Source organism: Polynucleobacter sp. AP-Titi-500A-B4 (assembly GCF_018688095.1).
Lineage (GTDB): Bacteria > Pseudomonadota > Gammaproteobacteria > Burkholderiales > Burkholderiaceae > Polynucleobacter.
Map to the genome: position 1 here is coordinate 270,194 of NZ_CP061311.1, position 22,656 is coordinate 292,849.

30 protein-coding genes are annotated in these 22,656 nt (G+C 44.4%); 19 read left to right on the forward strand and 11 right to left on the reverse strand.

Annotation, left to right across the window (positions count from 1 at the left end; all coding sequences use genetic code 11):
* Positions 1–6: 6 nt before the first annotated feature.
* Genes FD968_RS01440 through tolQ form a run of 3 tightly spaced genes read right to left on the reverse strand, consistent with a single transcriptional unit; the run spans position 7 to position 1,938 of the window.
* A complete protein-coding gene (locus FD968_RS01440) occupies positions 7–822 on the reverse strand; it encodes an energy transducer TonB (protein WP_215366986.1) in 816 nt (271 codons plus the stop codon).
* 31 nt (positions 823–853) lie between these two features.
* Positions 854–1,273, reverse strand: a complete 420-nt coding sequence (gene tolR / locus FD968_RS01445; protein ID WP_215366988.1) for a protein TolR — start codon at positions 1,271–1,273, stop codon at positions 854–856.
* An 11-nt stretch (positions 1,274–1,284) separates the two neighbouring features.
* Entirely contained in the window at positions 1,285–1,938 is a 654-nt protein-coding gene (gene tolQ, locus FD968_RS01450; RefSeq protein ID WP_215366990.1) for a protein TolQ, read from the reverse strand.
* A 76-nt stretch (positions 1,939–2,014) separates the two neighbouring features.
* Here tolQ and glyA point away from each other — a divergent pair, with 76 nt between their 5' ends.
* Genes glyA through galE form a run of 3 tightly spaced genes read left to right on the forward strand, consistent with a single transcriptional unit; the run spans position 2,015 to position 4,785 of the window.
* Positions 2,015–3,259: a serine hydroxymethyltransferase gene (gene glyA / locus FD968_RS01455; protein WP_215366992.1), complete on the forward strand. Its 1,245-nt coding sequence runs from the start codon at positions 2,015–2,017 to the stop codon at positions 3,257–3,259.
* 29 nt (positions 3,260–3,288) lie between these two features.
* Positions 3,289–3,735, forward strand: coding sequence for a transcriptional regulator NrdR (gene nrdR, locus FD968_RS01460; RefSeq protein WP_215366994.1), 447 nt, complete (start codon positions 3,289–3,291; stop codon positions 3,733–3,735).
* Between the two features lie 30 nt (positions 3,736–3,765).
* Positions 3,766–4,785 carry a UDP-glucose 4-epimerase GalE gene (gene galE / locus FD968_RS01465; RefSeq protein WP_215366996.1) on the forward strand — a complete coding sequence of 340 codons (1,020 nt, stop codon included), beginning with the start codon at positions 3,766–3,768 and terminating at the stop codon, positions 4,783–4,785.
* 42 nt (positions 4,786–4,827) lie between these two features.
* Here galE and adk read toward each other — a convergent pair whose 3' ends face one another.
* The 6 genes from adk to FD968_RS01495 all read right to left on the reverse strand — a co-directional run bounded on the left by adk (position 4,828) and on the right by FD968_RS01495 (position 8,826).
* Positions 4,828–5,493, reverse strand: a complete 666-nt coding sequence (gene adk, locus FD968_RS01470) for an adenylate kinase (protein ID WP_215366998.1) — start codon at positions 5,491–5,493, stop codon at positions 4,828–4,830.
* Between the two features lie 116 nt (positions 5,494–5,609).
* Entirely contained in the window at positions 5,610–6,371 is a 762-nt protein-coding gene (gene kdsB, locus FD968_RS01475) for a 3-deoxy-manno-octulosonate cytidylyltransferase (RefSeq protein ID WP_215367000.1), read from the reverse strand.
* Between the two features lie 10 nt (positions 6,372–6,381).
* Entirely contained in the window at positions 6,382–6,561 is a 180-nt protein-coding gene (locus FD968_RS01480) for a Trm112 family protein (protein WP_215367911.1), read from the reverse strand.
* A gap of 89 nt (positions 6,562–6,650) precedes the next feature.
* A complete protein-coding gene (gene lpxK / locus FD968_RS01485) occupies positions 6,651–7,736 on the reverse strand; it encodes a tetraacyldisaccharide 4'-kinase (RefSeq protein ID WP_215367002.1) in 1,086 nt (361 codons plus the stop codon).
* 11 nt (positions 7,737–7,747) lie between these two features.
* Positions 7,748–8,194 carry a biopolymer transporter ExbD gene (locus FD968_RS01490; RefSeq protein WP_215367004.1) on the reverse strand — a complete coding sequence of 149 codons (447 nt, stop codon included), beginning with the start codon at positions 8,192–8,194 and terminating at the stop codon, positions 7,748–7,750.
* Positions 8,194–8,826 (reverse strand): MotA/TolQ/ExbB proton channel family protein, encoded by a 633-nt coding sequence (locus tag FD968_RS01495; protein ID WP_215367006.1) that lies wholly within the window; start codon positions 8,824–8,826, stop codon positions 8,194–8,196. Before FD968_RS01495 ends, FD968_RS01490 begins: the two co-directional genes overlap by 1 nt.
* Before the next feature lie 314 nt (positions 8,827–9,140).
* Here FD968_RS01495 and xseA point away from each other — a divergent pair, with 314 nt between their 5' ends.
* The 3 genes from xseA to FD968_RS01510 all read left to right on the forward strand — a co-directional run bounded on the left by xseA (position 9,141) and on the right by FD968_RS01510 (position 10,924).
* Positions 9,141–10,355 carry an exodeoxyribonuclease VII large subunit gene (xseA, locus tag FD968_RS01500; protein ID WP_215367008.1) on the forward strand — a complete coding sequence of 405 codons (1,215 nt, stop codon included), beginning with the start codon at positions 9,141–9,143 and terminating at the stop codon, positions 10,353–10,355.
* A 66-nt stretch (positions 10,356–10,421) separates the two neighbouring features.
* Positions 10,422–10,664 carry a type II toxin-antitoxin system Phd/YefM family antitoxin gene (locus FD968_RS01505; protein WP_068947900.1) on the forward strand — a complete coding sequence of 81 codons (243 nt, stop codon included), beginning with the start codon at positions 10,422–10,424 and terminating at the stop codon, positions 10,662–10,664.
* Positions 10,658–10,924 carry a Txe/YoeB family addiction module toxin gene (locus FD968_RS01510; RefSeq protein WP_068947901.1) on the forward strand — a complete coding sequence of 89 codons (267 nt, stop codon included), beginning with the start codon at positions 10,658–10,660 and terminating at the stop codon, positions 10,922–10,924. The genes FD968_RS01505 and FD968_RS01510 overlap by 7 nt, the downstream gene beginning before the upstream one ends.
* Positions 10,925–10,928: 4 nt before the next feature.
* Here the strand turns inward: FD968_RS01510 and murB are convergent, their stop codons facing one another.
* On the reverse strand, positions 10,929–11,966 hold the full coding sequence (murB, locus tag FD968_RS01515; protein ID WP_215367010.1) for a UDP-N-acetylmuramate dehydrogenase: 1,038 nt from the start codon (positions 11,964–11,966) through the stop codon (positions 10,929–10,931).
* 79 nt (positions 11,967–12,045) lie between these two features.
* Between murB and FD968_RS01520 the strand changes: the two genes are divergently transcribed.
* The 8 genes from FD968_RS01520 (at position 12,046) to FD968_RS01555 (ending at position 16,662) form a co-directional block, all read left to right on the forward strand.
* Positions 12,046–12,531: a YajQ family cyclic di-GMP-binding protein gene (locus FD968_RS01520; RefSeq protein WP_068947903.1), complete on the forward strand. Its 486-nt coding sequence runs from the start codon at positions 12,046–12,048 to the stop codon at positions 12,529–12,531.
* Complete coding sequence (gene xerD / locus FD968_RS01525) at positions 12,524–13,447, forward strand: site-specific tyrosine recombinase XerD (RefSeq protein ID WP_215367012.1); 924 nt, start codon at positions 12,524–12,526, stop codon at positions 13,445–13,447. Before FD968_RS01520 ends, xerD begins: the two co-directional genes overlap by 8 nt.
* Before the next feature lie 31 nt (positions 13,448–13,478).
* Positions 13,479–14,111 (forward strand): glycerol-3-phosphate 1-O-acyltransferase PlsY, encoded by a 633-nt coding sequence (gene plsY / locus FD968_RS01530; protein WP_215367014.1) that lies wholly within the window; start codon positions 13,479–13,481, stop codon positions 14,109–14,111.
* 28 nt (positions 14,112–14,139) lie between these two features.
* A complete protein-coding gene (locus FD968_RS01535; protein WP_215367016.1) occupies positions 14,140–14,511 on the forward strand; it encodes an MAPEG family protein in 372 nt (123 codons plus the stop codon).
* Between the two features lie 17 nt (positions 14,512–14,528).
* Positions 14,529–15,311 carry a GTP cyclohydrolase I gene (folE, locus tag FD968_RS01540; RefSeq protein ID WP_251367598.1) on the forward strand — a complete coding sequence of 261 codons (783 nt, stop codon included), beginning with the start codon at positions 14,529–14,531 and terminating at the stop codon, positions 15,309–15,311.
* A gap of 6 nt (positions 15,312–15,317) precedes the next feature.
* Positions 15,318–15,533, forward strand: coding sequence for a hypothetical protein (locus FD968_RS01545; RefSeq protein WP_215368153.1), 216 nt, complete (start codon positions 15,318–15,320; stop codon positions 15,531–15,533).
* Between the two features lie 156 nt (positions 15,534–15,689).
* Positions 15,690–15,968, forward strand: coding sequence for a high-potential iron-sulfur protein (locus FD968_RS01550; RefSeq protein ID WP_215367018.1), 279 nt, complete (start codon positions 15,690–15,692; stop codon positions 15,966–15,968).
* A gap of 154 nt (positions 15,969–16,122) precedes the next feature.
* Positions 16,123–16,662 (forward strand): HPP family protein, encoded by a 540-nt coding sequence (locus tag FD968_RS01555; protein WP_215367020.1) that lies wholly within the window; start codon positions 16,123–16,125, stop codon positions 16,660–16,662.
* Between the two features lie 44 nt (positions 16,663–16,706).
* On the opposite strand, the gene FD968_RS01560 is transcribed toward FD968_RS01555, so the two are convergent.
* Complete coding sequence (locus FD968_RS01560) at positions 16,707–16,853, reverse strand: hypothetical protein (RefSeq protein ID WP_215367022.1); 147 nt, start codon at positions 16,851–16,853, stop codon at positions 16,707–16,709.
* A 183-nt stretch (positions 16,854–17,036) separates the two neighbouring features.
* On the opposite strand from FD968_RS01560, the gene FD968_RS01565 reads away from it, so the two are divergent.
* From FD968_RS01565 to FD968_RS01585, 5 genes are all read left to right on the forward strand, one after another.
* Positions 17,037–18,506, forward strand: coding sequence for a mannose-1-phosphate guanylyltransferase/mannose-6-phosphate isomerase (locus FD968_RS01565; protein WP_215367024.1), 1,470 nt, complete (start codon positions 17,037–17,039; stop codon positions 18,504–18,506).
* 66 nt (positions 18,507–18,572) lie between these two features.
* Positions 18,573–19,700, forward strand: coding sequence for a GDP-mannose 4,6-dehydratase (gmd, locus tag FD968_RS01570; RefSeq protein WP_215367026.1), 1,128 nt, complete (start codon positions 18,573–18,575; stop codon positions 19,698–19,700).
* A gap of 25 nt (positions 19,701–19,725) precedes the next feature.
* Complete coding sequence (locus tag FD968_RS01575) at positions 19,726–20,739, forward strand: GDP-L-fucose synthase (protein WP_215367028.1); 1,014 nt, start codon at positions 19,726–19,728, stop codon at positions 20,737–20,739.
* A complete protein-coding gene (locus tag FD968_RS01580) occupies positions 20,723–21,799 on the forward strand; it encodes an acyltransferase family protein (RefSeq protein ID WP_215367030.1) in 1,077 nt (358 codons plus the stop codon). Before FD968_RS01575 ends, FD968_RS01580 begins: the two co-directional genes overlap by 17 nt.
* A 45-nt stretch (positions 21,800–21,844) precedes the next feature.
* Positions 21,845–22,654: a hypothetical protein gene (locus FD968_RS01585; protein ID WP_215367032.1), complete on the forward strand. Its 810-nt coding sequence runs from the start codon at positions 21,845–21,847 to the stop codon at positions 22,652–22,654.
* Positions 22,655–22,656 lie beyond the last annotated feature (2 nt).

Below are 22,656 nucleotides of genomic sequence, written 5' to 3' on the forward strand. Positions count from 1 at the left end.
CATGCTTTAGTCCTTGGGTTTAAAGGTCAACTTGACTTCGCGTTGTGGAATTTTGCCATTGTCATCTTTAGGTAGGCTTTCTGCACGAGAAAGCGCCAAGAGCACTGCGCGGTCCCAACTAGGATTGCCGCTCGAAGTTAAAACGCTCGTACTAAGAATAGCCCCATCTGGTGCAAGGTTCACTTGAATGACAGTCGCTGGATTGCCAGTGACAGACTCTGGGTTAAAGACGATCAGCGGTTTAACTTTCTTGATAACTTTATCGGTCCATCCTGGGGGCGCATTACCGCCACCACCAACGCCACTGCCTACGGAACCGCCGCTACCACCCTCAGCACCAGCAGCAGCTCTTAGCCTTGCCAATTGATCGGCGCGAACTTTTTCCGCCGCTGCGTTTGCTTTGGTTTCTGCAGGCGATAGTGCTTTAGGGGCTTCGGCCTTTTTAGGCTCTTCTTTCTTCGGCTGCTCCTTCTCTTTGGGTGGAGGCGGTTTTACGGCCTTAGGTGTTTCTTTCACTTCCTTTTTAGGAGGCTCTTTTTCTACTTTCTTTTTCTTGACTGCGATATCAGCAGCTTCTTCTTTCATGACTGTTTTAAGTTCAGGCTCAGGCTTGGTTTCAATTTGCGGCGTGGAGTCCCATAGCTCAACTTCAACACCAGAGGGTGTGCTGTTGTTCCAGCTAATACCAATTACTAAAAATGCGAGTAAGCCTAAATGAGCGATTAATGAAAAGGTAAATGCACGCTTGGTACTTTCTTCTTTCGTGAATCGCCCACGCTTAAATGGAGAAAGGGGTGATTGAAAAGTGGATGCGCTATTCATGAATCAATAAATCAGTATCTAGCATCAGTATTTATTGGCTCTTGACTGCGAGGCCAACACGCTTCACACCATTTTCTTTAAGCTTCGACATCACGTTCATCACGGTTTCGTATTTGATGGACTTGTCTGCAGCCAGAACTACTGGTTGCTCAGCGGACTTCTCAGCTTGTGCTCTAGCAAATGCACCAAGCTCAAATTGGTTCAGGGTTTGAACAGGATCACCATCTTTACGAACAATGACATTCTCATTGGCATCTATTGTTAAAAAGACTGGAGGCAGCGATTGCACCTTAGCACCACCGACGGTGGGTAGATTCACGACGCCAGGATTGACCATCGGTGCGGTGACCATAAAGATCACCAGCAATACCAGCATCACGTCGATATAAGGAACGACGTTGATGTCGGCCATCGCCCGACGTTTTGATTTGCGCATTGTGGAGCCAGCCATAAGGTTCTCGATTAGCGCCCTGTTTGACGTTGCAAGATGTTGGTGAACTCTTCGATGAAAGTTTCAAAACGAATTGCTAGACGATCTACATCTGTTGCAGCGCGGTTATAAGCAACCACTGCAGGGATTGCAGCAAACAAACCAATTGCTGTTGCGATCAATGCCTCAGCAATACCAGGGGCAACCGCAGAGAGTGTTGCATTTTGAACATTTGCTAAGCCACGGAAAGAATGCATGATTCCCCAGACAGTTCCAAAAAGACCAATGTAGGGAGAGACAGAGCCTACTGATGCCAAGAATGGCAGGTTCGCTTCTAAGGCATCCATCTCGCGTTGATAAGTGGCCTTCATCGCGCGACGAGCAGCATCGATTTCACGAACCTTCATGAACTCTTGCATCCCCGCTTCAAAGATGTGCTCTAAGACGGCATCGCTGCGGGTATTACGCTGGGCTGACTCAAGGAGGGTGTTGAGATCTCCGCCTGACCAGAAATCACGTTCAAATCGCTCCGTATCTTGTCTAACGCCTCGTAAAACAGCGGTTTTCTTGAAAATGATGGTCCAAGAGGCGATGGACATCCCCATTAATAACACCATTACCAACTGGACTAATAGGCTGGCATTGAGGACTAGGGAGAGGAATGAGAGGTCTTGTGTAGTGGTCATGGTGGATTTTGTATGATGTAGGTTGATTTTACTAAGTTAATTCATTCAGCAATCCAACTTCTTCAGGATTTTTACCATGTTTGACCGTCAGAACACTTTAGCCAAAACCGACCCAGAGTTATGGGCAGCCATACAGAACGAAAATAAGCGTCAAGAAGACCATATTGAGCTTATTGCCTCTGAAAACTATACCTCCCCAGCAGTCATGCAAGCCCAGGGCTCGCAATTGACCAATAAATATGCGGAAGGTTATCCAGGGAAGCGTTATTACGGTGGCTGTGAATTCGTTGACGTTGCTGAGCAATTGGCAATCGATCGTGTGAAGGCGCTGTTTGGTGCTGAAGCAGCTAACGTGCAGCCCCATTGCGGCGCATCTGCAAACCAAGCGGTTTTCTTGGCTTTTTTAAAACCTGGTGACACATTCATGGGGATGAGCTTGGCTGAAGGCGGCCATTTGACTCACGGCATGGCATTGAATATGAGCGGTAAATGGTTCAATCCTATTGCTTACGGTTTAGATAAGAATGAAGAAATTGATTACGAGCAAATGGAACGATTAGCTCGTGAGCACAAACCAAAATTGATTATTGCCGGTGCTTCTGCTTACTCAAAGAAAATTGATTTTGAGCGCATTGGTAAGTTGGCAAAAGAAGTGGGCGCGATTTTCATGGTTGACATGGCTCACTATGCAGGTCTCGTTGCCGCTGGCGTTTATCCAAATCCGGTGCCACATGCCGATATCGTTACCTCCACAACACACAAGAGCTTGCGCGGCCCACGTGGCGGCATCATCCTGATGAAGGCTGAGCACGAGAAGGCGATTAACTCTGCAGTCTTCCCTGGCTTACAGGGTGGCCCTCTCATGCACGTCATCGCTGCTAAAGCTGCTGCATTCAAAGAGGCGCAAGAGCCTGGCTTTAAAGATTATCAAAAGCAAGTGGTTGCGAATGCTAAGGCATTGGCAGAGACCTTAATCTCACGTGGTTTACGTATTGTTTCTGGTGGAACAGATTCACATGTGATGTTGGTGGATTTGCGTGCGAAGAAGATGACGGGTAAAGAAGCTGAGCGTGTATTAGGTGAAGCTCACATTACTTGTAACAAAAACGGCATTCCAAATGACCCAGAAAAACCAATGGTGACCAGTGGCATTCGCTTGGGTTCGCCAGCAATGACAACCCGCGGTTTTAAAGAAGCCGAAGCAAGACAAGTGGGTAATTTCATTGCGGATGTTTTGGATAATCCAAATGACCCAGACAATATCGCTAAGGTTCGAGCTCAAGTTGCTGAGCTAACTAAACGCTTTCCGGTTTACGGTTAAGTAAGCAAAGAAGCGGAAAAGAGCTTAGATTGCGCTGCCCTTTTTGCCACAACGACGATACCCAGGTTCTCGATACCCGGGTATCGGACGAAGGCGATACGATTCGTCGCCGTCGCCGTTGTGCGAAATGCGATAAGCGCTTCACCACTTATGAGCGGGTAGAGCTGGTACTGCCGGCTATTGTTAAGAAAAACGGTAGTCGTGTCGAATACAGTCATGACAAGCTAGCAAGTTCGATCAAATTAGCTCTTAGAAAACGCCCCGTTTCTTCCGACTCTGTAGATGAGTCAATAGCGCGTATCGAAGAAAAGCTACTCAGTCTGGGTGAAAAAGAAATTCCTAGTGAGCGTGTGGGAGAGCTTGTGATGCGTGAGCTAAAGCGCCTTGATAAGGTGGCTTATATTCGCTTTGCTTCAGTCTATCGAAGCTTTGCGGATATCGAGTCTTTTGAGAGCGCCCTGAAAGAGCTGAAGTAATCAGATTACTTCCAAGGAAATTAAGAAAACATGGGCAAAGTATTGGTCACTGGAGGCGCTGGATATATCGGCTCTCACACCGTTATTCAACTGGCTCATGCAGGCTTAGAAGTTGCGGTTTTAGATAACTTATCCAATAGCAGTCGAGGCGTGATCGCACGCTTAGAAGAGTTAACAGGTAAAACGATTCAGTTTATCCATGCTGATGTCCGCGATAGAGATGCTCTGAGGGCCGTTTTTAGCGAAAACGCATATGAAGCTGTCATACACTTTGCTGGACTTAAGGCGGTCAGTGAGTCACAAAATGAGCCCTTAAAGTACTTCGATAATAATGTGTCAGGCAGTATTGTGTTGTTTGAAGAGATGATGAATGCAGACATCAGCAAATTAATTTTTTCATCTTCAGCCACTGTGTATGGAGATCCTGGATGTGTTTGCTATGCCGAGACCACGCCCCTAAAGCCCATTAATGTTTATGGTCAAACTAAGTTGATGGTTGAAGATATTTTGCGAGACATCAAGTGGGCAAATCCCCAATGGCAAATTGCGTTACTGAGATATTTCAATCCAGTAGGCGCTCATGAGTCTGGTCGCATTGGAGAGAGTCCCTTTGGCACTCCCAATAACCTGATGCCTTTTATTTCTCAAGTAGCTGTAGGCAAGCGTGAAAAGTTGATGGTTTACGGCAATGACTATCCAACTCCGGATGGAACGGGTCTTCGGGATTACATTCATGTAGATGATCTTGCTGCAGGCCACCTAGCTGCGCTTAATGCATTGAGCAAAGATAATTCTTTAATTACCGTGAATCTGGGTACAGGTAAACCAAATAGTGTTCTCGAGATGATTTCTGCTTTTGAGAAAGCTTCTGGAGTCACAATTCCATATGAAATCATCGGGCGCCGTTCTGGGGATTTACCTGAGTATTATGCAGATGCACATTTAGCAAAAAAAATCCTAAACTGGGAGGCAAAGCTTGGGATAGATCGAATGTGTGCCGATACTTGGCGATGGCAAAAAAATAATCCAAATGGTTACTGCGACCAATAAAAAAGGACTGCATTGCAGTCCTTTTTTATTGGTCAGAAAAAATTACTTCAATACGGCAAAGATTGACGCGGTAATGTTATCAACACTGCCAGTGCCGTTAACTTTTCGGTAGGCTGGAGCCTTTACTTTATCGCTGGAGCTTGCTTGCGCAGCCCATGATGAATAGTACTCAACCAGTGGGCGGGTTTGATCGTCATATACCTGGAGACGTTTGCGAACAGTTTCTTCTTTATCATCATCACGCTGAATGAGTGGGTCGCCTGTGACATCGTCTTTGCCTTCAACCTTTGGCGGGTTAAATTTGATGTGATAAGTGCGGCCTGAGGCAGGGTGAACGCGACGACCGCTCATGCGATCGATGATGGCATCAAATGGCACATCAATTTCTAAAACGTAGTCGATTGGTACGCCAGCATCTTTCATAGCTTGCGCTTGAGGGATGGTTCTTGGGAAGCCATCAAACAAATAACCTTTACTGCAATCGGGCTGAGTCAAGCGATCTTTTACAAGGCCAATGATGATGTCGTCGGAAACTAAGCCGCCGGCATCCATAATTTTTTTAGCAGCAACACCCAGTTCAGTCCCGGCTTTCACCGCAGCGCGCAACATATCGCCTGTGGAAATTTGTGGAATGGCGAATTTCTCGCAAATAAACTGAGCTTGAGTGCCTTTACCGGCACCAGGTGCACCTAGCAGAATCAACCGCATTGTTTTTCCCCTTAGAAGAGCTGTAATTGTCCCGTATTTTGTTGGGATCCTTAGTATTTAATCCCTAGGATTATCCCCAAGAAGCCCTAATGCGCTCCAGGGCCCCAAAAGGACGCTTAGGAGGCGCCAAGTAATCGTCTTACGCGTTCTAGGTCTTCTGAGGTATCAACCCCTGTAGGAGGCGCCTCTGTTGCGATGTGTACTGCAATCCGATACCCATTCCATAGAGCACGCAGTTGCTCTAGTGCTTCAGCTTGCTCTGGGGGCGCAGGATCAAGGCGGGTGTAGGCCTGTAAAAAATCAGCGCGATAGGCGTAAATGCCTAAATGCCGTAAATGTTTAGTTTTATCTAGCATTTCCGCATCGCGAACAAAAGGAATCGGGGCTCTTGAAAAGTAGAGGGCTTCTCCAGCACGATTCAAAACTACTTTAACCACATTTGGGTTTTGAATTTCCGCAACATCATGAATCGGCACTGCTACCGTAGAAATAGCGCACTCCACATGATCGGCCAAAGTTTGGGCAACTTGATTAATGAGCTCGGGTGGGATGAGGGGTTCATCGCCTTGCACATTCACCACTAATGCATTGTTAGGAAGTTTGAGTAATTGTGCTACTTCAGCAAGGCGATCAGTACCGGTTGGATGATTTTCGCTAGTCAATAAACATTCGATGCGATGTTCATCACAAGCCGCTTGAATTTCTGTCGAGTCTGTCGCCACTACAACGCTGTGCGCTAAAGATTTTTTGGCCTGCTCTGCAACCCGCACCACCATAGGTTTACCACCAATATCCGCAAGTGGCTTGCGCGGTAAACGCGTTGATCCCAATCTTGCTGGTATGACAACCAAAAAGTCTGGGGCTTTAGAGGCACTCATTCTGAATTAGTTAGAGAACTTCATCAGCGCTTAGGCTGCGTGCTTCCTCAACCAGCATCACTGGCACATCATCACGAATTGGATAAGCTAAATGATCTGCTTTGCAAATCAGCTCATGCTTATCTGCATCTAAATGCAATTGGCTTTTGCACAAAGGGCAAACCAAGATATCGAGTAGTCGTCTGTCCATAATGATTTCAATCAAGTGTATGAGAAAAGAGTGTAGCGCTTAATGCATAAAGAGGTATCTGAATGGGCATCTAAGCAGGCTTACAAAGGCTATAGGGTATACCTACGAGGATCGGGTCTTTGCAAAATCGATTGCACCCATTCCATCAGATTCTCGGGAAGTCGTAATGACATCGGCACAACCCAAATGCGTTCATCAGAGATGTCGGTACATTTAACGGCATCTTTCTCGGTAATGAGAATGCATTGCGCTTTGATAGAGGTAAAAAATTCTGGGGTGTAAGCAGCGTGGTCCGGAAGGGGAATCTGTTTTCCGATAACACCCTGTTTTGCTAAATCATCAAAAAAGCGTTGTGGGTTACCAAGGCCCGCAATTGCTGTAATACTTTTTGGTAAGAACTGTTCAGCAATCTGTTCAAAAGATTGGGTGTTTGAGGTATTAATGAGTTGGTAGGGCTTACCAAGATTGCTAGCGAGATTGAAAAAACGGCGACCCAAAAAGTATTCGTCTTGGATGCCACTCTTTTGTTTTTTGGGTGTGCCAGTAAAGAGCGTAGCATCACGCTCGCGCGTTGCAGGTTCACGTAGCGGTCCTGCGGGAAGCAAGAAGCAATTACCTTCTCCACGATCATCACGCACCACAAATTCAATATCGTGACCACCTTCACGAGCTGGCCAGCGAACCAATCCTTGGTGTTGAAGACCATCATCGCTAATGATGACATTTACTTCGGGAGAGTTTTTAAGTAGAGCCTTAATGCTTTGCTGACGCTTAGGAAAAACCCAAATTGGAAATACATCCCCAGTACGTTTGGCAAGTAAGACAGGTTCATCGCCAACCACCGAGGGATCAGAATCGCTTTTTACTTCTAGCGGCGCAGTTTGGCTTGATGCTCCGTAGCCTCTGCTAATAATCCCAGGCTTCCATCCAAGTTGTGATAATTGCTGAGCAAGCGCAATCACTATTGGCGTTTTGCCCGTACCACCCACCCGTATATTGCCAACGATGATGATCGGCACAGGGGCTGGCTTTGCTTTGGAAAGATCTAAATCCTGAATCAGTTTTCGAATGCGCAATATAAGTCCATATAGCAAAGAGAGTGGCCACAGCAAAAGACTCGTGGGGCCACGTCTCTCCCAAAACTTCGGGGCTTTACGGAAGATAGAAAGTGCCATGACTTTTATGGTTACTTTTTAGTCTGACTGCTAAAAACTATATTACTGAGGTTCGCATCACGTGCAGCCTCTAGGGCTGTCATGACGGATTGATGAGGTGCTTTAGCATCTGCATCAATGTTGACTTGCAGATTGCTTTCTTTGCTGCCTAATTGTGTCAAGGCATTGCTAAGTTGAGATGAATCAGTCACCTTCCCGTTAATGGCAAAGCGACCATCACGACTCACTGCAATGTGAACTTGCTTGCTCTCAGCCTGAGATTCAACTCCACTTGCGGTGGGTAGAGTAATCGCTAATTCTTGATAGCGAGTGAAAGTAGTTGAGATCATTAAAAAGATCAGCACTACTAATAAGACATCTATGAATGGAATGAGATTAATTTCTGGCTCAGCAGAAACGGATACTATTCCTAGGGAAAATTGCTTTCCTGATTTTGAATGGGTGTCTAACCAACTCATTACGCAGATTCTGTTGGGTAGAGTTTTTTAAATAGTTGGCGCGTAAATTCTTCGCACTCACGTTGGCGTTGATTTGCAATTGCACGTAGGGCGCGCCAAGCCGCTAATGCAGGAATGGCAATCAGCAAACCAAAAGCGGTGTTGTAGAGCGCTACAGAAATTCCGTGTGCCAGTTGTTGAGGGCTTCCAGCACCATTGATTGCGCCTTGACTGCCGAAGATCTCAATCATGCCCACGACGGTACCAAATAATCCCAATAATGGGGCTATGGTGGCAATTGTTGCTAATGCGCCTAGGTAGCGATCAAACTTGTGCCAAGTGGCCTGAGCCAGCGCTTGAAGCTCTTCAAGCGCTGATGCAGCGCTCGCGCCAGCAAGCTTCTCTGTCAGAGTGCAAGCAAGTAAAGGGCTGGCGGGAGAGAGTTGGGCTAATTCTGAAAGTTGCTCATTGGCCAAGGTTTTTTGGCCAAGTAATTGATTGGTAAGAGTAAAGGCTGCTTCCAGGCTACCCTTAGGAAAAATGTGATCACGCCGTAGATACCAGCTACGCTCGATAACGATGGCAAGGCCAATAATGGAGATGATCAAAAGAGGCCAAATGGGCCAGCCGGCGGATAGTAAGATGGAGTACATAAGCTCAGTACTTTAGCTGAATTAAAAAGCCTCTTTCAGAAAGCTAGCCTGTGGATAACTCTGTGCAAAACTTTTTTGAGAAGATGCTCTAAGTCCTTGATTGATCGTCGGCGTGGTGAAATATGCCCAAAAGCGCCATTCGATGAAGGGATAAATTCAGTATATAAATCATGGACTTGCAATTTAACTGTAGTATTTATGAGACGTTTAGGGTCAGTAATCACTTACTTATAGGCATTAAACCAAGGGCCAATGGGCTTCTGTGGATATTTATTACCGTCTAAGCAAGATAGCTTGGAGAGCAAAGAGAAAAAATGTCGGAAATATCAAGGGAAATTCTGTCAGTTGGCGATCTAAACCGCGCCATTGCTGCCTCTTTGGAGGATCGTTTTGATACTGTTTGGGTTAGCGGGGAGATTTCCAACTTCAAGGCTTATGACAGCGGGCACTGGTACTTCTCATTAAAGGATGAAGAAGGTCAGATTCGCTGCGTGATGTTCCGTGGCCGGAATGGTCAAGTCGGCTTTATGCCTCAGTCAGGAGATTTGGTAGAGGTTAGTGCGAGCTTAGGGATGTATGTCCCCAGAGGTGACGTCCAGCTCACGATCCAAACTTTGCGACGCGCTGGCATGGGTGGTTTATACGAAGCTTTTTTAAAGCTCAAAGCCAAACTCGCAAAAGAAGGTTTGTTTGATGAGGATCGTAAGCGTGATATCCCAACGCATCCTAGATCCATTGGCATTATTACTTCACCACAAGCTGCTGCATTGAAAGATGTGCTGAGTACATTAGCAAGACGTGCACCACATATTCCGATTGTAATTTACCCAACACTGGTGCAAGGACCCGATGCACCAGCGGGAATTATTACTGCACTTAAGGCTGCAGAAAAAGAACATGCAGTTGATGTGATCTTGCTGGTTCGTGGCGGTGGCAGTATTGAAGACCTCTGGGCTTTTAACGACGAGCAATTAGCATATGCGATTGCAAACTCTCCGATTCCCGTTGTAAGTGGTGTTGGGCATGAAACAGATTTCACAATCGCAGACTTTGTTGCTGACTTGCGTGCGCCAACACCGACGGGCGCAGCAGAGCTGGCGGCACCACGCAGAGACCAGATGCTGCAGGAGCTTGACGCCATCATGCAGGCACTGCTTCAACGGATTAACCAACGTGTTGAGCGCGAGGCGCAAACCTTGGACCAATTAGCCTTGAGATTAAGTCATGCATTACCTAACCCCGATCGTATGCGCGAACAAATTACCAACTGGCAGCAGCGCCTCAATCAAGCCTGGGCTGTGCGCATGGATAACTGGAAGCGAAATCAAGTGCACTATCAATCTCAGCTAGAGATGCTTAATCCCCAGAGAACTTTGGAGCGCGGTTATTCAGTGATTTTAAGTAGAGAAGACAATCAGTTACGCGCAGTAAGGGGGCCAGGAGAACTGTCTACTGAAACAGTATTTCAAATTCAGATGGCAGATGGTGAGGCAGAAGTTAGATTGGCCGATATCAAAATAAGCCCGTAGTTGCAAATGGACATTATTTGACAAAACGTACGTTTTTACGTACCATATGTCAAAAGGAGTTTAATAATGACGACATTAACTGCAAGCGAAGCTAGGGCGGGTCTTTACCGTTTAATTGATCAGACGGCCGAGTCACATAAGCCCGTGGTCATTTCGGGGAAGCGTGCCAATGCTGTCTTAATCTCTGAAGAAGATTGGAGTGCTATTCAAGAGACTCTATATCTTATGTCAATACCAGGAATGCGCGAATCAATTAAAGATGCAATGGCTGAGCCATTAGCTAAAAGTAAAAAGGTATTGAAGTGGTAGTTTGGAATTTAGCTTATTCCAAATACTCCCTAAAGGATGCAAAAAAAATATCAGCCGCTGGATTGAGAGATAAAACTCAAGCTTTGCTTGATATTCTTCAGGCTGATCCTTTTCAAAATCCGCCGCCGTATGAGAAATTAGTGGGTGATTTCAAGGGAGCATATTCGCGGAGAATTAATATTCAACATCGGCTTGTATATGAGGTATTTCGTAAAGAGAAAACGGTTCGCATTCTGAGAATGTGGACGCATTACGAATAGAGCTTCAGAGAATATTGGGTTCAATCTCCAAGCTCACACCAAATTCTTTTTTGACTTTATCTTGGATGCATTTGGCTAGACCTAAAATATCTTGGGCTGTACCGTTGCCATGATTTACTAAGACAAGCGCTTGATTGCCGTAAACGCCAACATTGCCCATGCGCTGACCCTTAAAGCCGCATTGATCAATTAACCAGCCAGCAGCAAGCTTGCGCTTACCTACAGCATCTGGGTATGAAACCAACTCTGGGTATTTATGAAGTAGGGTCTCGTATTGTTCATTTGGAACAATTGGGTTTTGAAAGAAGCTACCTGCATTACCAATTACCTTGGGGTCAGGCAACTTATGTGTGCGAATCTTACAAACCGCCAAAAAGATATCTTCTGGGCTTGGGGACGAGTTTTTTGAAAACTGTTTAGCTAAATCCGCGTAATGAATACACGCTTGCCATTGTTTAGGGATTTTAAAAACGACCTTTGTCACAATATAGCGATGGGGATTTTTCTTGAAGTAGCTATCGCGATATGCAAACTGGCAAGCATCTTTTGTAAGAGTGACAAAGGCATGGCTTTTAGAATCAAAAGCTTCAACAGAATCAATGTACTCGCCTATCTCAACACCATAAGCACCAATGTTCTGAATGGGTGCAGCGCCAACTGTGCCCGGTATAAGGGCTAGGTTTTCTAGACCTGGAAAATCGTTCTCCAAGGTCCAGGCAACGAATTCATGCCAGTTCACTCCGCCGCCAACCGCTATTACAGTTGAGCTGGCATCAGCAGCAATTATCTGCTGACCAGTGATATTCATGAGTAAGGTTGCGCCAGGTAGAACCTTGGGCAGGATGACATTACTACCCCCACCGAGCACCCGCCAAGTCAATTGCTTCTCGGCAATTTCTTTCATTACCCCTGGAATTTGATCTGCAGCAGTAATTTCGTAGGCCAGTTCTGCACTGGTATCAAACCCAAAGGTATTACGATCCCGAAGATCGAGGTTTGGGCTCGATTTTGAGTGTGAGGATGCATTCTGGCCAGAGTTCATGCCACAATCTTATTCGAATGTTTGCCAAGTGCGCAGATAATTAAAGATATTACGTAATTGAATAAATAGGGAGTAAAAAATGCCTTCATTTGACGTGGTTTGCGAACCGGACATGGTTGAGCTTAAAAATGCGATTGAGCAATCCAATAAAGAGATTAGCAATCGCTTTGACTTTAAGGGTTCTGATAGTCGCGTAGAGCAAAAAGATGAAACTCTCATCTTATTTGGTGATGATGACTTTAAATTGGGTCAAGTACGGGATGTGCTCTTTGGCAAGATGGCTAAGCGCAACGTAGATGTACGTTATCTGAAAGATGATAAAAAAGAGACTATTGGTAGCGATAAGCGCAAGCAAACCATGAAGATTCAAAAAGGCATCACTTCAGAGCTTGCTAAAAAAGTAGTCCGTATTATTAAAGATAGCAAAATCAAAGTGCAAGCGAGTATTCAGGGTGATGCGGTTCGTGTTACTGGTGCAAAGCGAGATGATCTGCAAGCAACAATGGCCCTGCTTAAAAAAGACGTGACCGAAGCGCCATTGGGCTTTAATAATTTCCGTGACTAATGAATCTCCCAAGATAGCCCCAGCAAGCGAAGAGGCGATAGAGCGCTTTTGCGATGCTTGCTGGCTAGAGGACGGTCTGGCAAAGAACAGTCTGTCTGCTTATCGAAGGGATCTGTTGTTACTGGCGCAATGGCTATATCGGCAATCTGGCGCTGATCTATATTCGGTTCAAGAAAAAGATCTCACTGCCTACATAGCGCATCGCAGAGCAGACAAGGCAACTACTGCCAATCGACGACTTACCGTATTCAAACGTTTTTATCGTCATGCTTTACGTATCAACTTAGTCAAGAGCGATCCGTGCATTGGATTGCGTGCTGCAAAGCAGGCTTTGCGTTTTCCTAAAACATTGAGCGAAGATCAGGTCACTGCTTTGCTCAATGCGCCCGATATAGAAACTCCGCTGGGTTTGCGTGATCGCACAATGCTTGAACTCATGTATGCCTCTGGCTTACGTGTCTCAGAAATTGTTTCTCTTAAGACGGTTGCCTTGGGTTTGAATGAGGGCGTCGTACGTGTCGTCAATGGTAAAGGCGGTAAAGAACGTTTAGTGCCTTTTGGTGGCGAAGCGGGGCAGTGGTTAAGAAGATATCTTGCAGAAGCTCGTACACCACTTCTTGAGGGTAAAACGACTGATGCGGTGTTTGTGGGGCGCCATACTGGTACAGGCCTAACAAGACAAGCTTTTTGGGCTCTGATTAAGCGTTATGCAACTGTTGCCAATATCCCTGTTGCACTATCACCACACACTCTTCGGCATGCTTTTGCAACGCACCTACTCAATCATGGTGCTGACTTGAGGGTGGTGCAATTATTACTGGGTCATGCAGACATTTCGACTACGCAGATTTATACCCACGTAGCTAGAGAGCGCCTTAAATCGATTCATCAGCAGCATCACCCACGTGGTTCATGATTGGAATGCTAAAAGTGTTTAAGATGGCGTTATGACTTTAACCTTAGACCTGTTGTTGATTCCGATTGCCTATCTTATCGGCTCTATTTCATTTGCCGTGGTAGTCAGTAAGTGCATGAACCTACCTGATCCACATTCTTATGGTTCTGGCAATCCGGGCGCTACTAATGTATTGCGAACAGGCAATAAGTTGGCAGCCGGACTCACTTTTCTTGGAGATGCTCTTAAAGGTTATTTTGCGGTGATGCTGGCTCGACTTTTGTTGGGCGATCAATCGCTCACTTCTTCCTTGGGTTCATGGGTGCTGTGTGGTGTAGTGCTTGCCGTTTTCTTGGGGCATCTGTTTCCAATCTTTCATGGCTTTAAAGGTGGCAAAGGCGTTGCTACCGCATGCGGTATTTTGTTCGGCGTCAATGTGATCCTTGGTATCGCTACTCTTGGTACCTGGATTATTGTGGCTGTATTCATGCGCTACTCCTCTTTGGCCGCTTTGGCTGCCGCCGTATTTGGCCCAATGTATTTTGTATTTTTGTTTGGTTTTCAGCCAATGGGTATTGCACTGTTAGTGGTGTGCCTACTTTTAATCTGGCGCCATCGTAGCAATATCCAAAATTTACTCAACGGCACAGAAAGCCGAATTGGTTCAAAAAAGAACAAAACCTAAAGAGCCCAACAGTAGATAAGGAGAAAAAATGACTATTGCTTATGCTTGTGTCTTATTCATGGGGTTATTTCCCTACGTGGCAGCCGGCATCGCCAAAAAGGGTTTTGATCAATACGACAACAGTATGCCAAGGCAATGGCTCGCTAAGCAAACCGGTTTTAGGGCCAGGGCTAACGCTGCTCAAGCCAACCTTTTTGAGTCTCTTCCCCTCTTTTTTGCGGCAGTGATCATCGCCTCCATCAATAATGCACCGCAAGCAAGGATCGATTTACTTGCGATTGGCTTTGTCATTGCTCGTATTGCATATTTAATTTGTTATATCGCTAATTGGCCCAGCACAAGATCAATCGTGTGGTTGTTGGGTTTAATTTGTGTCGTCGCAATATTTTTCCAGATCTAAATAAGATAATCCTCAAGATGGCAACCAAAAAAACATCCAATTCAGTATCGGCTAAGAAGGTCACAAAGAAATCTGTGACTACTAAATCGACAGTTAAAAAATCTACCAACAAGAGAGGCGAGTCCGGTCTTCCGCTCTCAGTTGTGATCCGTCGCCGTATTGAGGCGCAGAAAGCGCGCTTTCATGCAAATGACAATATTGCTGCTTTTATTAAACCAGGCGAGCTAGAGCGTTTAGTTGATGAAGTTTCTGAAAAGATGCAGGCTGTATTAGAGAGTCTAGTTATTGATACTAAGAATGATCACAACACCAGAAATACCAGCCAGCGCGTAGCCAAGATGTATGTGCAAGAAGTATTTAATGGTCGTTACGTTGAGCAACCCACCTTGACGAAATTTCCGAACGTGAGTCGCTTAAACGAGCTCATGATTATTGGCCCCATTACCGTACGAAGTGCATGCTCTCATCATCTGTGCCCCATCATGGGCCGCATTTGGATTGGCGTTCTACCTAGTAAGGAGTCTGCGTTAATTGGCCTATCCAAATACTCGCGATTAACTGAGTGGGTCATGTGTAGACCCCAGATTCAAGAAGAGGCTGTAGTGGAGTTGGCTGACATGCTCGAGAAAAAGATTAAACCAATTGGTGTTGCTGTAGTGATGGACGCTGATCACTTTTGCATGCAATGGCGTGGTGTAAAAGATCGTGACTCCAAGATGATTAATAGCGTGATGCGTGGAGCTTTCTTAAAAGACTCTAATCTACGTCGTGAGTTTTTAGCATTAATTGATCGTAAGTAATCTAGCGTGCGTCGTATACGCCTTTACATCAATCTTATCTTGTCGGTGGGTATGCTTGCAGCATGCGCCTCTATTCCCGATAAAAATGTAGACCCCAGTAAAAATAATGCTGTTAATTTTCGTAAAGATCTCAAAGAATGTAGAGAGGACTATCCAGAGGCTGGCTCTGGGGTGCATATCCGCCAATGGGAGGGCTGCATGAATTTAAAAGGTTGGCGCTAATCTCCGGGATAACTTATTTGGTGAGAATAATTCTCATCTATATTTGTATATAAATCAGTGGGTTATGTGCACTCTAGCAAGTCCAAATCATCTCCACTATGATCAGCACAGTTTTAGAGATTCTTACTGCTGATCGTTTTACTTTTTGGAGAACCCATGAAAAATAGTCGTCGCCAATTTATGATTTTGTCCGCTGCTGGTGCTTGCACTTTGGCATTGAACGGTAAAGTTCAAGCTCAAGCAATGGTTGCTGAATCTGATCCACAAGCCAAGGCTTTGAAGTATATTGCAGTCTCTGACGTTGCTGGCAAGAATTGCGCTAATTGCGCTCTCTACCAAGGCAAACCAGATTCCGCCGCAGGTGGTTGTGCTTTATTCGCTGGTAAGCAAGTGGCTGCTAAAGCCCATTGCAGTGCTTGGGCCAAGAAAGCTTAAGCTAGCTTAATAAATATATGAGGTGAATATTTACCTCATTTAAAAAGACTGCTGCGGCAGTCTTTTTTATTGCATATAGAAAATCCCTGTATTTGCAGTAAGGCTTTATGATGAGTTGTAATCGGTAATGCTAAAGACTTTAAGAAAATTAAAAATGAACCGCACCATCAAGCACCTAATACAACGCTGCGCTTTTTATTTTGGGGGTGACCAGCCTTATGTGAGCTGGACCGAGCGTCTTCGATCAAGCGTAGGGTCGCTTCTGGGTTTGTTTTTGGTCTTCGCTATTGCCAAATTACTGGGTGAGCTGACTGGCATTGATGAGTGGTTGATGGCTTCATTGGGAGCAAGTGCTTTGTTGGTTTTTGCTTTGCCTGGGAGTCCAATGGCTCAGCCATGGGCCGTGATTGCTGGCAATACTTTATCTGCTCTGATTGGCATTACTGCCGCTATTGTGATTCCGGATTCTGTATTGGCCATGCCACTTGCAGCCAGCCTATCCATCTTGGGAATGTTTATCTTACGATGCCTGCATCCACCTGCAGCAGCCGTTGCTTTAATTGCAGTGTTGGGGCACGTTACGCATTACCGTTATGCCTTCTTTCCAGTCATGGTTGATTCAGTGCTTTTAGTCATCGCCGCAGGAATGTATAGCAACCTGACTGGCAAAAAGTACCCAAATAGACCTAATTAATCTCTAATTGGGCCTATTTTTTATCTAAAAGCCACCCAATGAATTTATTTAATTTTAGTGGCGGCGATTGAAGCGATGCAATCTTTAATGCCGTAATTTTGGTATTTGCCCACATTTTCTTTTTTCAGTGACTGGGCACACTCATTTACAGAGTTACGAACGTTGATTTTTGGGATATTGCTACCGGTCATTTTGGCTCCTATTGGCTAATTATTAATAACGTTTTTATTGCCCTTGCGCTATCTTGCGCTTTTATTGGTTTTAGCGCCTATTTTATAAAAGGTTTTGGCGCCCGATAAAGCGATAAAATCTACAGCTAATAGTTTAAATATCAGTTAATTGCAGAATATATTCAAAAGGTTAGCTATTTGCCCATGACGCAAGTTTTACCCGTAATTCTCTGTGGAGGGTCTGGAACTCGTCTCTGGCCGCTTTCTCGCTCAGGTTTTCCTAAGCAGTTTTTGGTTCTGTCTGGCAATGATGCTCAGCAAAGTCTTTTTCAAGAGGCTATTGGGCGCATTCATGCGGTAGAAGGCAAAAATATTTCCTTGGGTCAAACAGTCATTGTGACCAATGAAGAACATCGCTTTCTGGCGCTGGATCAATTGCGTGAGCTAAAGAATGTTTCTGCATCCTTATTGCTTGAACCATCTGGCCGTAATACTGCCCCTGCATTAACGCTTGCCGCTTTGTATGCCAAAGAGCAGGGTAATGATCCTATTTTGGTGGTAACGCCTGCAGATCAAACCGTCACTAACCCCACTGCATTTTCTGCGACATTAGCAAAAGCAATCGAGATTGCACAGAAGGGTGCCATCGCTATTCTGGGCATCACTCCTAAAACACCAGAGACTGGTTATGGCTACATTAAAGTTCAAGGCAACAAAAGTCATGATCAATCTACCGGATATACCGTTGAGCGCTTTGTCGAAAAGCCAGATGCGCAAACTGCTAAAAAGTATTTAGAAGAGGGCGGCTTCTTTTGGAATGGCGGCATGTTTGTATTAAAGGCGAGTGTTTGGTTGGCTGCTTTAGAGGCTTATCGACCTGATATCTTGGAAGCCACTCAAAAATCTTGGAGCACCAAAACAATGGATAGCTCTGGCGATGCTGTCTTTATTCGCCCTGAAAAAGACCTGTTCAATGCCATCCCCAGTGAGTCTATTGACTACGCTGTAATTGAAAAATGCCCTGGCTCACATTTTCCTATTCAGATGGTCGAGCTAGACGCCGGCTGGAATGACTTAGGTGCATGGGATGCTGTATGGCAAGTTGGCAAGCAGGATTCAGATGGAAACGTCACTAGTGGCGATACGCTGCTTACTAATTCAAAAAACTCTTTAGTGCATGCGAGCAGTCGCTTAGTTAGTGCTGTTGGTATCGAAAATTTAATCATTGTTGAAACCGCCGATGCGGTGTTGGTGGCTGATAGAAAAAATAGTCAAGATGTCAAAAATATTGTTGGGCAACTAGAGGCTCAAAAGCGGGAAGAGAAAAACCTCCATCGCAAAGTGTCTCGGCCTTGGGGTTGGTATGACAGTGTGGATGAGGGTGAGCGCTTTAAAGTCAAGCGTATTCAAGTAAAGCCTGGCGCAAGCCTTTCTTTGCAGATGCACCACCACCGTGCAGAGCATTGGATTGTGGTCAAAGGCGTAGCTGAGATTACCAATGGTGATCAAGTGATTACGCTCACAGAGAATCAAAGCACTTATATTCCTCAAGGCCAGAAGCATCGCTTGGCCAACCCCGGCAATACCCCGCTAGAAATTATTGAAGTCCAGTCGGGCAGTTATCTGGGCGAGGATGATATTGTGAGATTTGAAGATACCTATGGTAGAAGCTAAGGTATAAGCTAATTTATAGCAGAACAAATAGAGATTGAAATACGCAAAGAGTAGAGAGTTGAGATTATGAGTAAACAAAAAGTTGCTTTGATTACCGGCATCACTGGCCAAGACGGTTCCTATTTAGCAGAGTTCTTGCTAGAAAAGGGCTACATTGTTCATGGGATTAAGCGCCGCGCTTCTTCTTTTAATACTGAGCGCATTGATCATATTTATCAAGATCCACACATTAATCACCCAGATTTGATTTTGCATTACGGTGATTTAACGGACACCAGCAACTTAGTTCGTATTATTCAAGAATGTCAGCCAGATGAGATTTATAACTTGGGCGCGCAGTCTCATGTCGCAGTCTCTTTTGAGTCTCCTGAATATACTGCTGATGTCGATGCCATTGGCCCCCTTCGTATGCTAGAAGCAATTCGCATTTTGGGGTTAGAGAAAAAAACTCGCTTCTATCAAGCATCTACTTCTGAGCTCTATGGTTTGGTGCAAGAGATTCCACAAAAAGAAACTACACCTTTTTATCCACGTAGTCCTTATGCAGTCGCCAAGATGTACGCTTACTGGATCACAGTAAATTACCGCGAAGCTTATGGAATTTATGCGTGTAATGGCATATTGTTTAATCATGAATCCAAGCGACGTGGCGAAACTTTTGTAACCCGAAAAGTGACTCGTGGTTTGGCCAATATTGCTCAAGGCTTAGAGAAGTGTTTGTTCATGGGCAATATTGATGCTCTGCGTGACTGGGGTCACGCTAAAGACTATGTGCGCATGCAATGGCTCATGCTTCAACAAGATAAACCAGAAGATTTTGTCATTGCTACAGGTGTACAGTTCACTGTTCGTGAATTTATTATCCGTAGTGCTAAACAATTGGGTATTACGCTCAAGTTTGAAGGTGCTGCCGAGAGTGAAAAAGCGATCGTTGCTTCTATTGACGGTGACAAAGCCCCGGCTTTAAAAGTAGGTGATGTGATCGTACAAATTGATCCGCGCTACTACCGTCCAACGGAAGTTGAAACCCTCTTAGGCGATCCAACTAAAGCAAAAACAAAACTCGGCTGGGTTCCAGAAATCACCTTAGATCAAATGATTGTAGAAATGGTAGCCAGTGATCTTGAGAAGGCCAAGCAGCATGCGCTGCTGGCAAAGCATGGCTACTCAGTATCGGTTGGTAAAGAAAACTAAAAGAAATCATCAACCAAAGAAAAGTATGAGTTCTGATTTGGACCTAAAAAATCAAAAAATCTATGTAGCTGGTCATCGCGGTATGGTGGGTTCTGCCATTGTGCGCAATTTGCAAGCTCAGGGCTACACCAATATTGTCACGAGAACCCACGCTGAACTGGATTTAACGAATCAGGCTGCAGTACAGGCATTCTTTGAGAAAGAAAAGCCAGATCAAGTGTATTTAGCAGCAGCCAAGGTCGGCGGTATTCATGCGAACAATGCCTTTCCTGCTGAATTTATTTATGACAACTTGATGGTGCAAAACAATGTCATTCATCAGGCATTTAAGAGTGGCATTAAAAGACTTCTCTTTTTGGGCTCAAGCTGTATCTATCCGAAGTTAGCTCCCCAACCTATGAGTGAAGATGCCTTGCTCACGGGGAAATTAGAGCCAACGAACGAGCCTTATGCGATTGCCAAAATTGCAGGCATCAAAATGTGTGAAAGTTACAACCGTCAGTACGGTCAAAGCCATGGGATTGATTACCGCTCGGTAATGCCTACTAATTTGTACGGACCAGGCGATAACTATCACCCTGAAAACAGTCATGTGATTCCAGCTTTAATCAGAAGATTTCATGAGGCTAAAGTGAGCAATGCTCCTGAGGTAGTGATTTGGGGTACAGGTACTCCACGTCGGGAGTTTCTGTATGTGGATGATATGGCTGCCGCATCAGTATTTGTCATGGGATTAGATAAGGCTATCTATGACGAACAAACAGTACCAATGCAAAGCCATATTAATGTTGGTTTTGGAAGTGACATCACCATTGCACAGCTAGCCCAAGCTATTGCTAAAGCAACAGGTTATCAAGGAGCAATCAATTTTGACCCAAGTAAACCTGATGGGGCGCCACGAAAATGGATGGACTCAAATCTCTTAAAGCATCTTGGGTGGAATCCTGGTGTTCAATTAGAAGACGGACTTTATCTTGCCTACACAGATTTTCAGAGAAATGAAAATAGAGATGGGGGTCTAGGTGACTCAATTTTTTGAGACTCAAAAAGGAGTTAATACAAAACCCTCAATTTTCATGAGACATGATTTTTTAGACCTTGCAAAGGGTGTCGGGATACTTCTCGTAATTGCAGGGCACACTATTCAAGAAGGGTCAGCTAAATTTGATGATTCTTTATTGTTTCGAATCATCTACTCTTTTCATATGCCCCTTTTTGTTTTTTTATCTGGGGCCGTGGCTTCATTATGGTATGACCCTAATACTATTGATGAAGGAATCCGCAGAACGTGGATAGCTTTTAAGGCTCGAATGAGCAAGGTTGCCGTTAGGCTTCTGTTGCCATTTCTTGCCTGGACAGTCATTAACAGTATTTTTTTTAAGGGTTTCAATAGCGTATTTCCAGATTTAATTTTGGCGTTTCGTAGGCCAGATTCTTCTTTATGGTTTTTGCTGTGTATTTTTTACTGCGTTTTTTTGTTTTGTCTATTTCAGCTTGTCTATGCTGCCATATATGCATTGCTGAATCAGTTTGGGCTACTGTCTGATCGATTTATAAAGATAATTAAGTCAGGCCAATGGCAACTTATTAGCATTTTTTTGCTTTGGTTATTTTTAAAGCATTACAGCTCGCACGCTGCTGGTTTAGGGCTATTAAAAATTTATTTCAATTATTTTGTACTTGGAATTTGGTTTTATAAATGTATTTATCCCATCCAACTGAAATGGAGTCGCCTGCCTCTGTTCTTAATATTTGCCCTTTGTGTTAGTTTCTGGCACAGGTCAAGCCTAGACCACATCCTTCCGAATTCCTATTTATTCTTTCAGGAACCGTTCATTCGCTATATTTTTTCTGCATTTGTAGCAATTTGTGGGATTTTGATTGCTATCGATATTACAGATGAAATCTTTAAGAGAAAGCCTAGGCTTATCTATCCATTCCTAATCATCTGCGGCAAACTTTCTTTAGGAATTTATGTCATACACCACTATTTTTTAAATATCTCTCCGCCAATCGTTACTGCGTTGTTGTTAAGTATTTTAATCTCTTGGTTGATCCTAAAAATTCCGATTGCAAAGACCGTATTGCTAGGTGAATAACTCAAGAAATATGTTTTATATTTTATTCGTTATGATTGGAGAAACATGACTTTTCGCTGGCTATCTCTAAAAGATTTTGAAAATTCTCATACTGGCAAAGCGGCGCTAGTGCTTGCTCATGGACCTAGTTTAAATAAGGTAAAACCATATTTAGATAGCTTTAGGGCCGCTAATGGCATTATATTTGGATGCAATGATTGGTATAACATGTATTCAACCATTCCAGATTATTGGGTAATGGCAAATGCAGACATCAACATACAAACTGAATGCAAGAAGATTGGCAAATCACAAGATCAGTTGCGAGCACTTATCTATGCTGATAGCGCTGATGTTACCGAACGCACGTGGATTGAAAAAAATATAGATGTTCCTGTACTGCCTTATGACCAAAGACATTTTCAGGGGAGTCCATGTAGCGAGCGACGTCTTAAGCCTTACAAGATCCTTAAGAGGAGGTTAACCCGCAAGAAAATCTGTTGTGATCAAATTATTCCGGGTAGATTGACCATACAGGAGTATTTGGCGAACTTTCTTGGCAGCGAAATACGCTATGGCACAGGAAATACAGTTGCACTCCACCAAATCTCTTTGGCAATCATTGCTGGGTGCAACCCCGTTTATTTTGTTGGAGTGGATTTGGATTACAGACTAGGTTATGCCAATGGAGGTGTAGCGCCAGACGTTACCTATTTTGACATTGATCGAAATGAGATTCTGAGAGATCTTCTTACCATTCGTCATATTGCGGAGAAAAAAGGAGTTCATATAAAAAATCTAAATGTTGAATCTACTTACTCTGTAATTGATTTGGAGAATTTAGAGATATCGGAATTATTTTCTGAAAGAAGATAGTG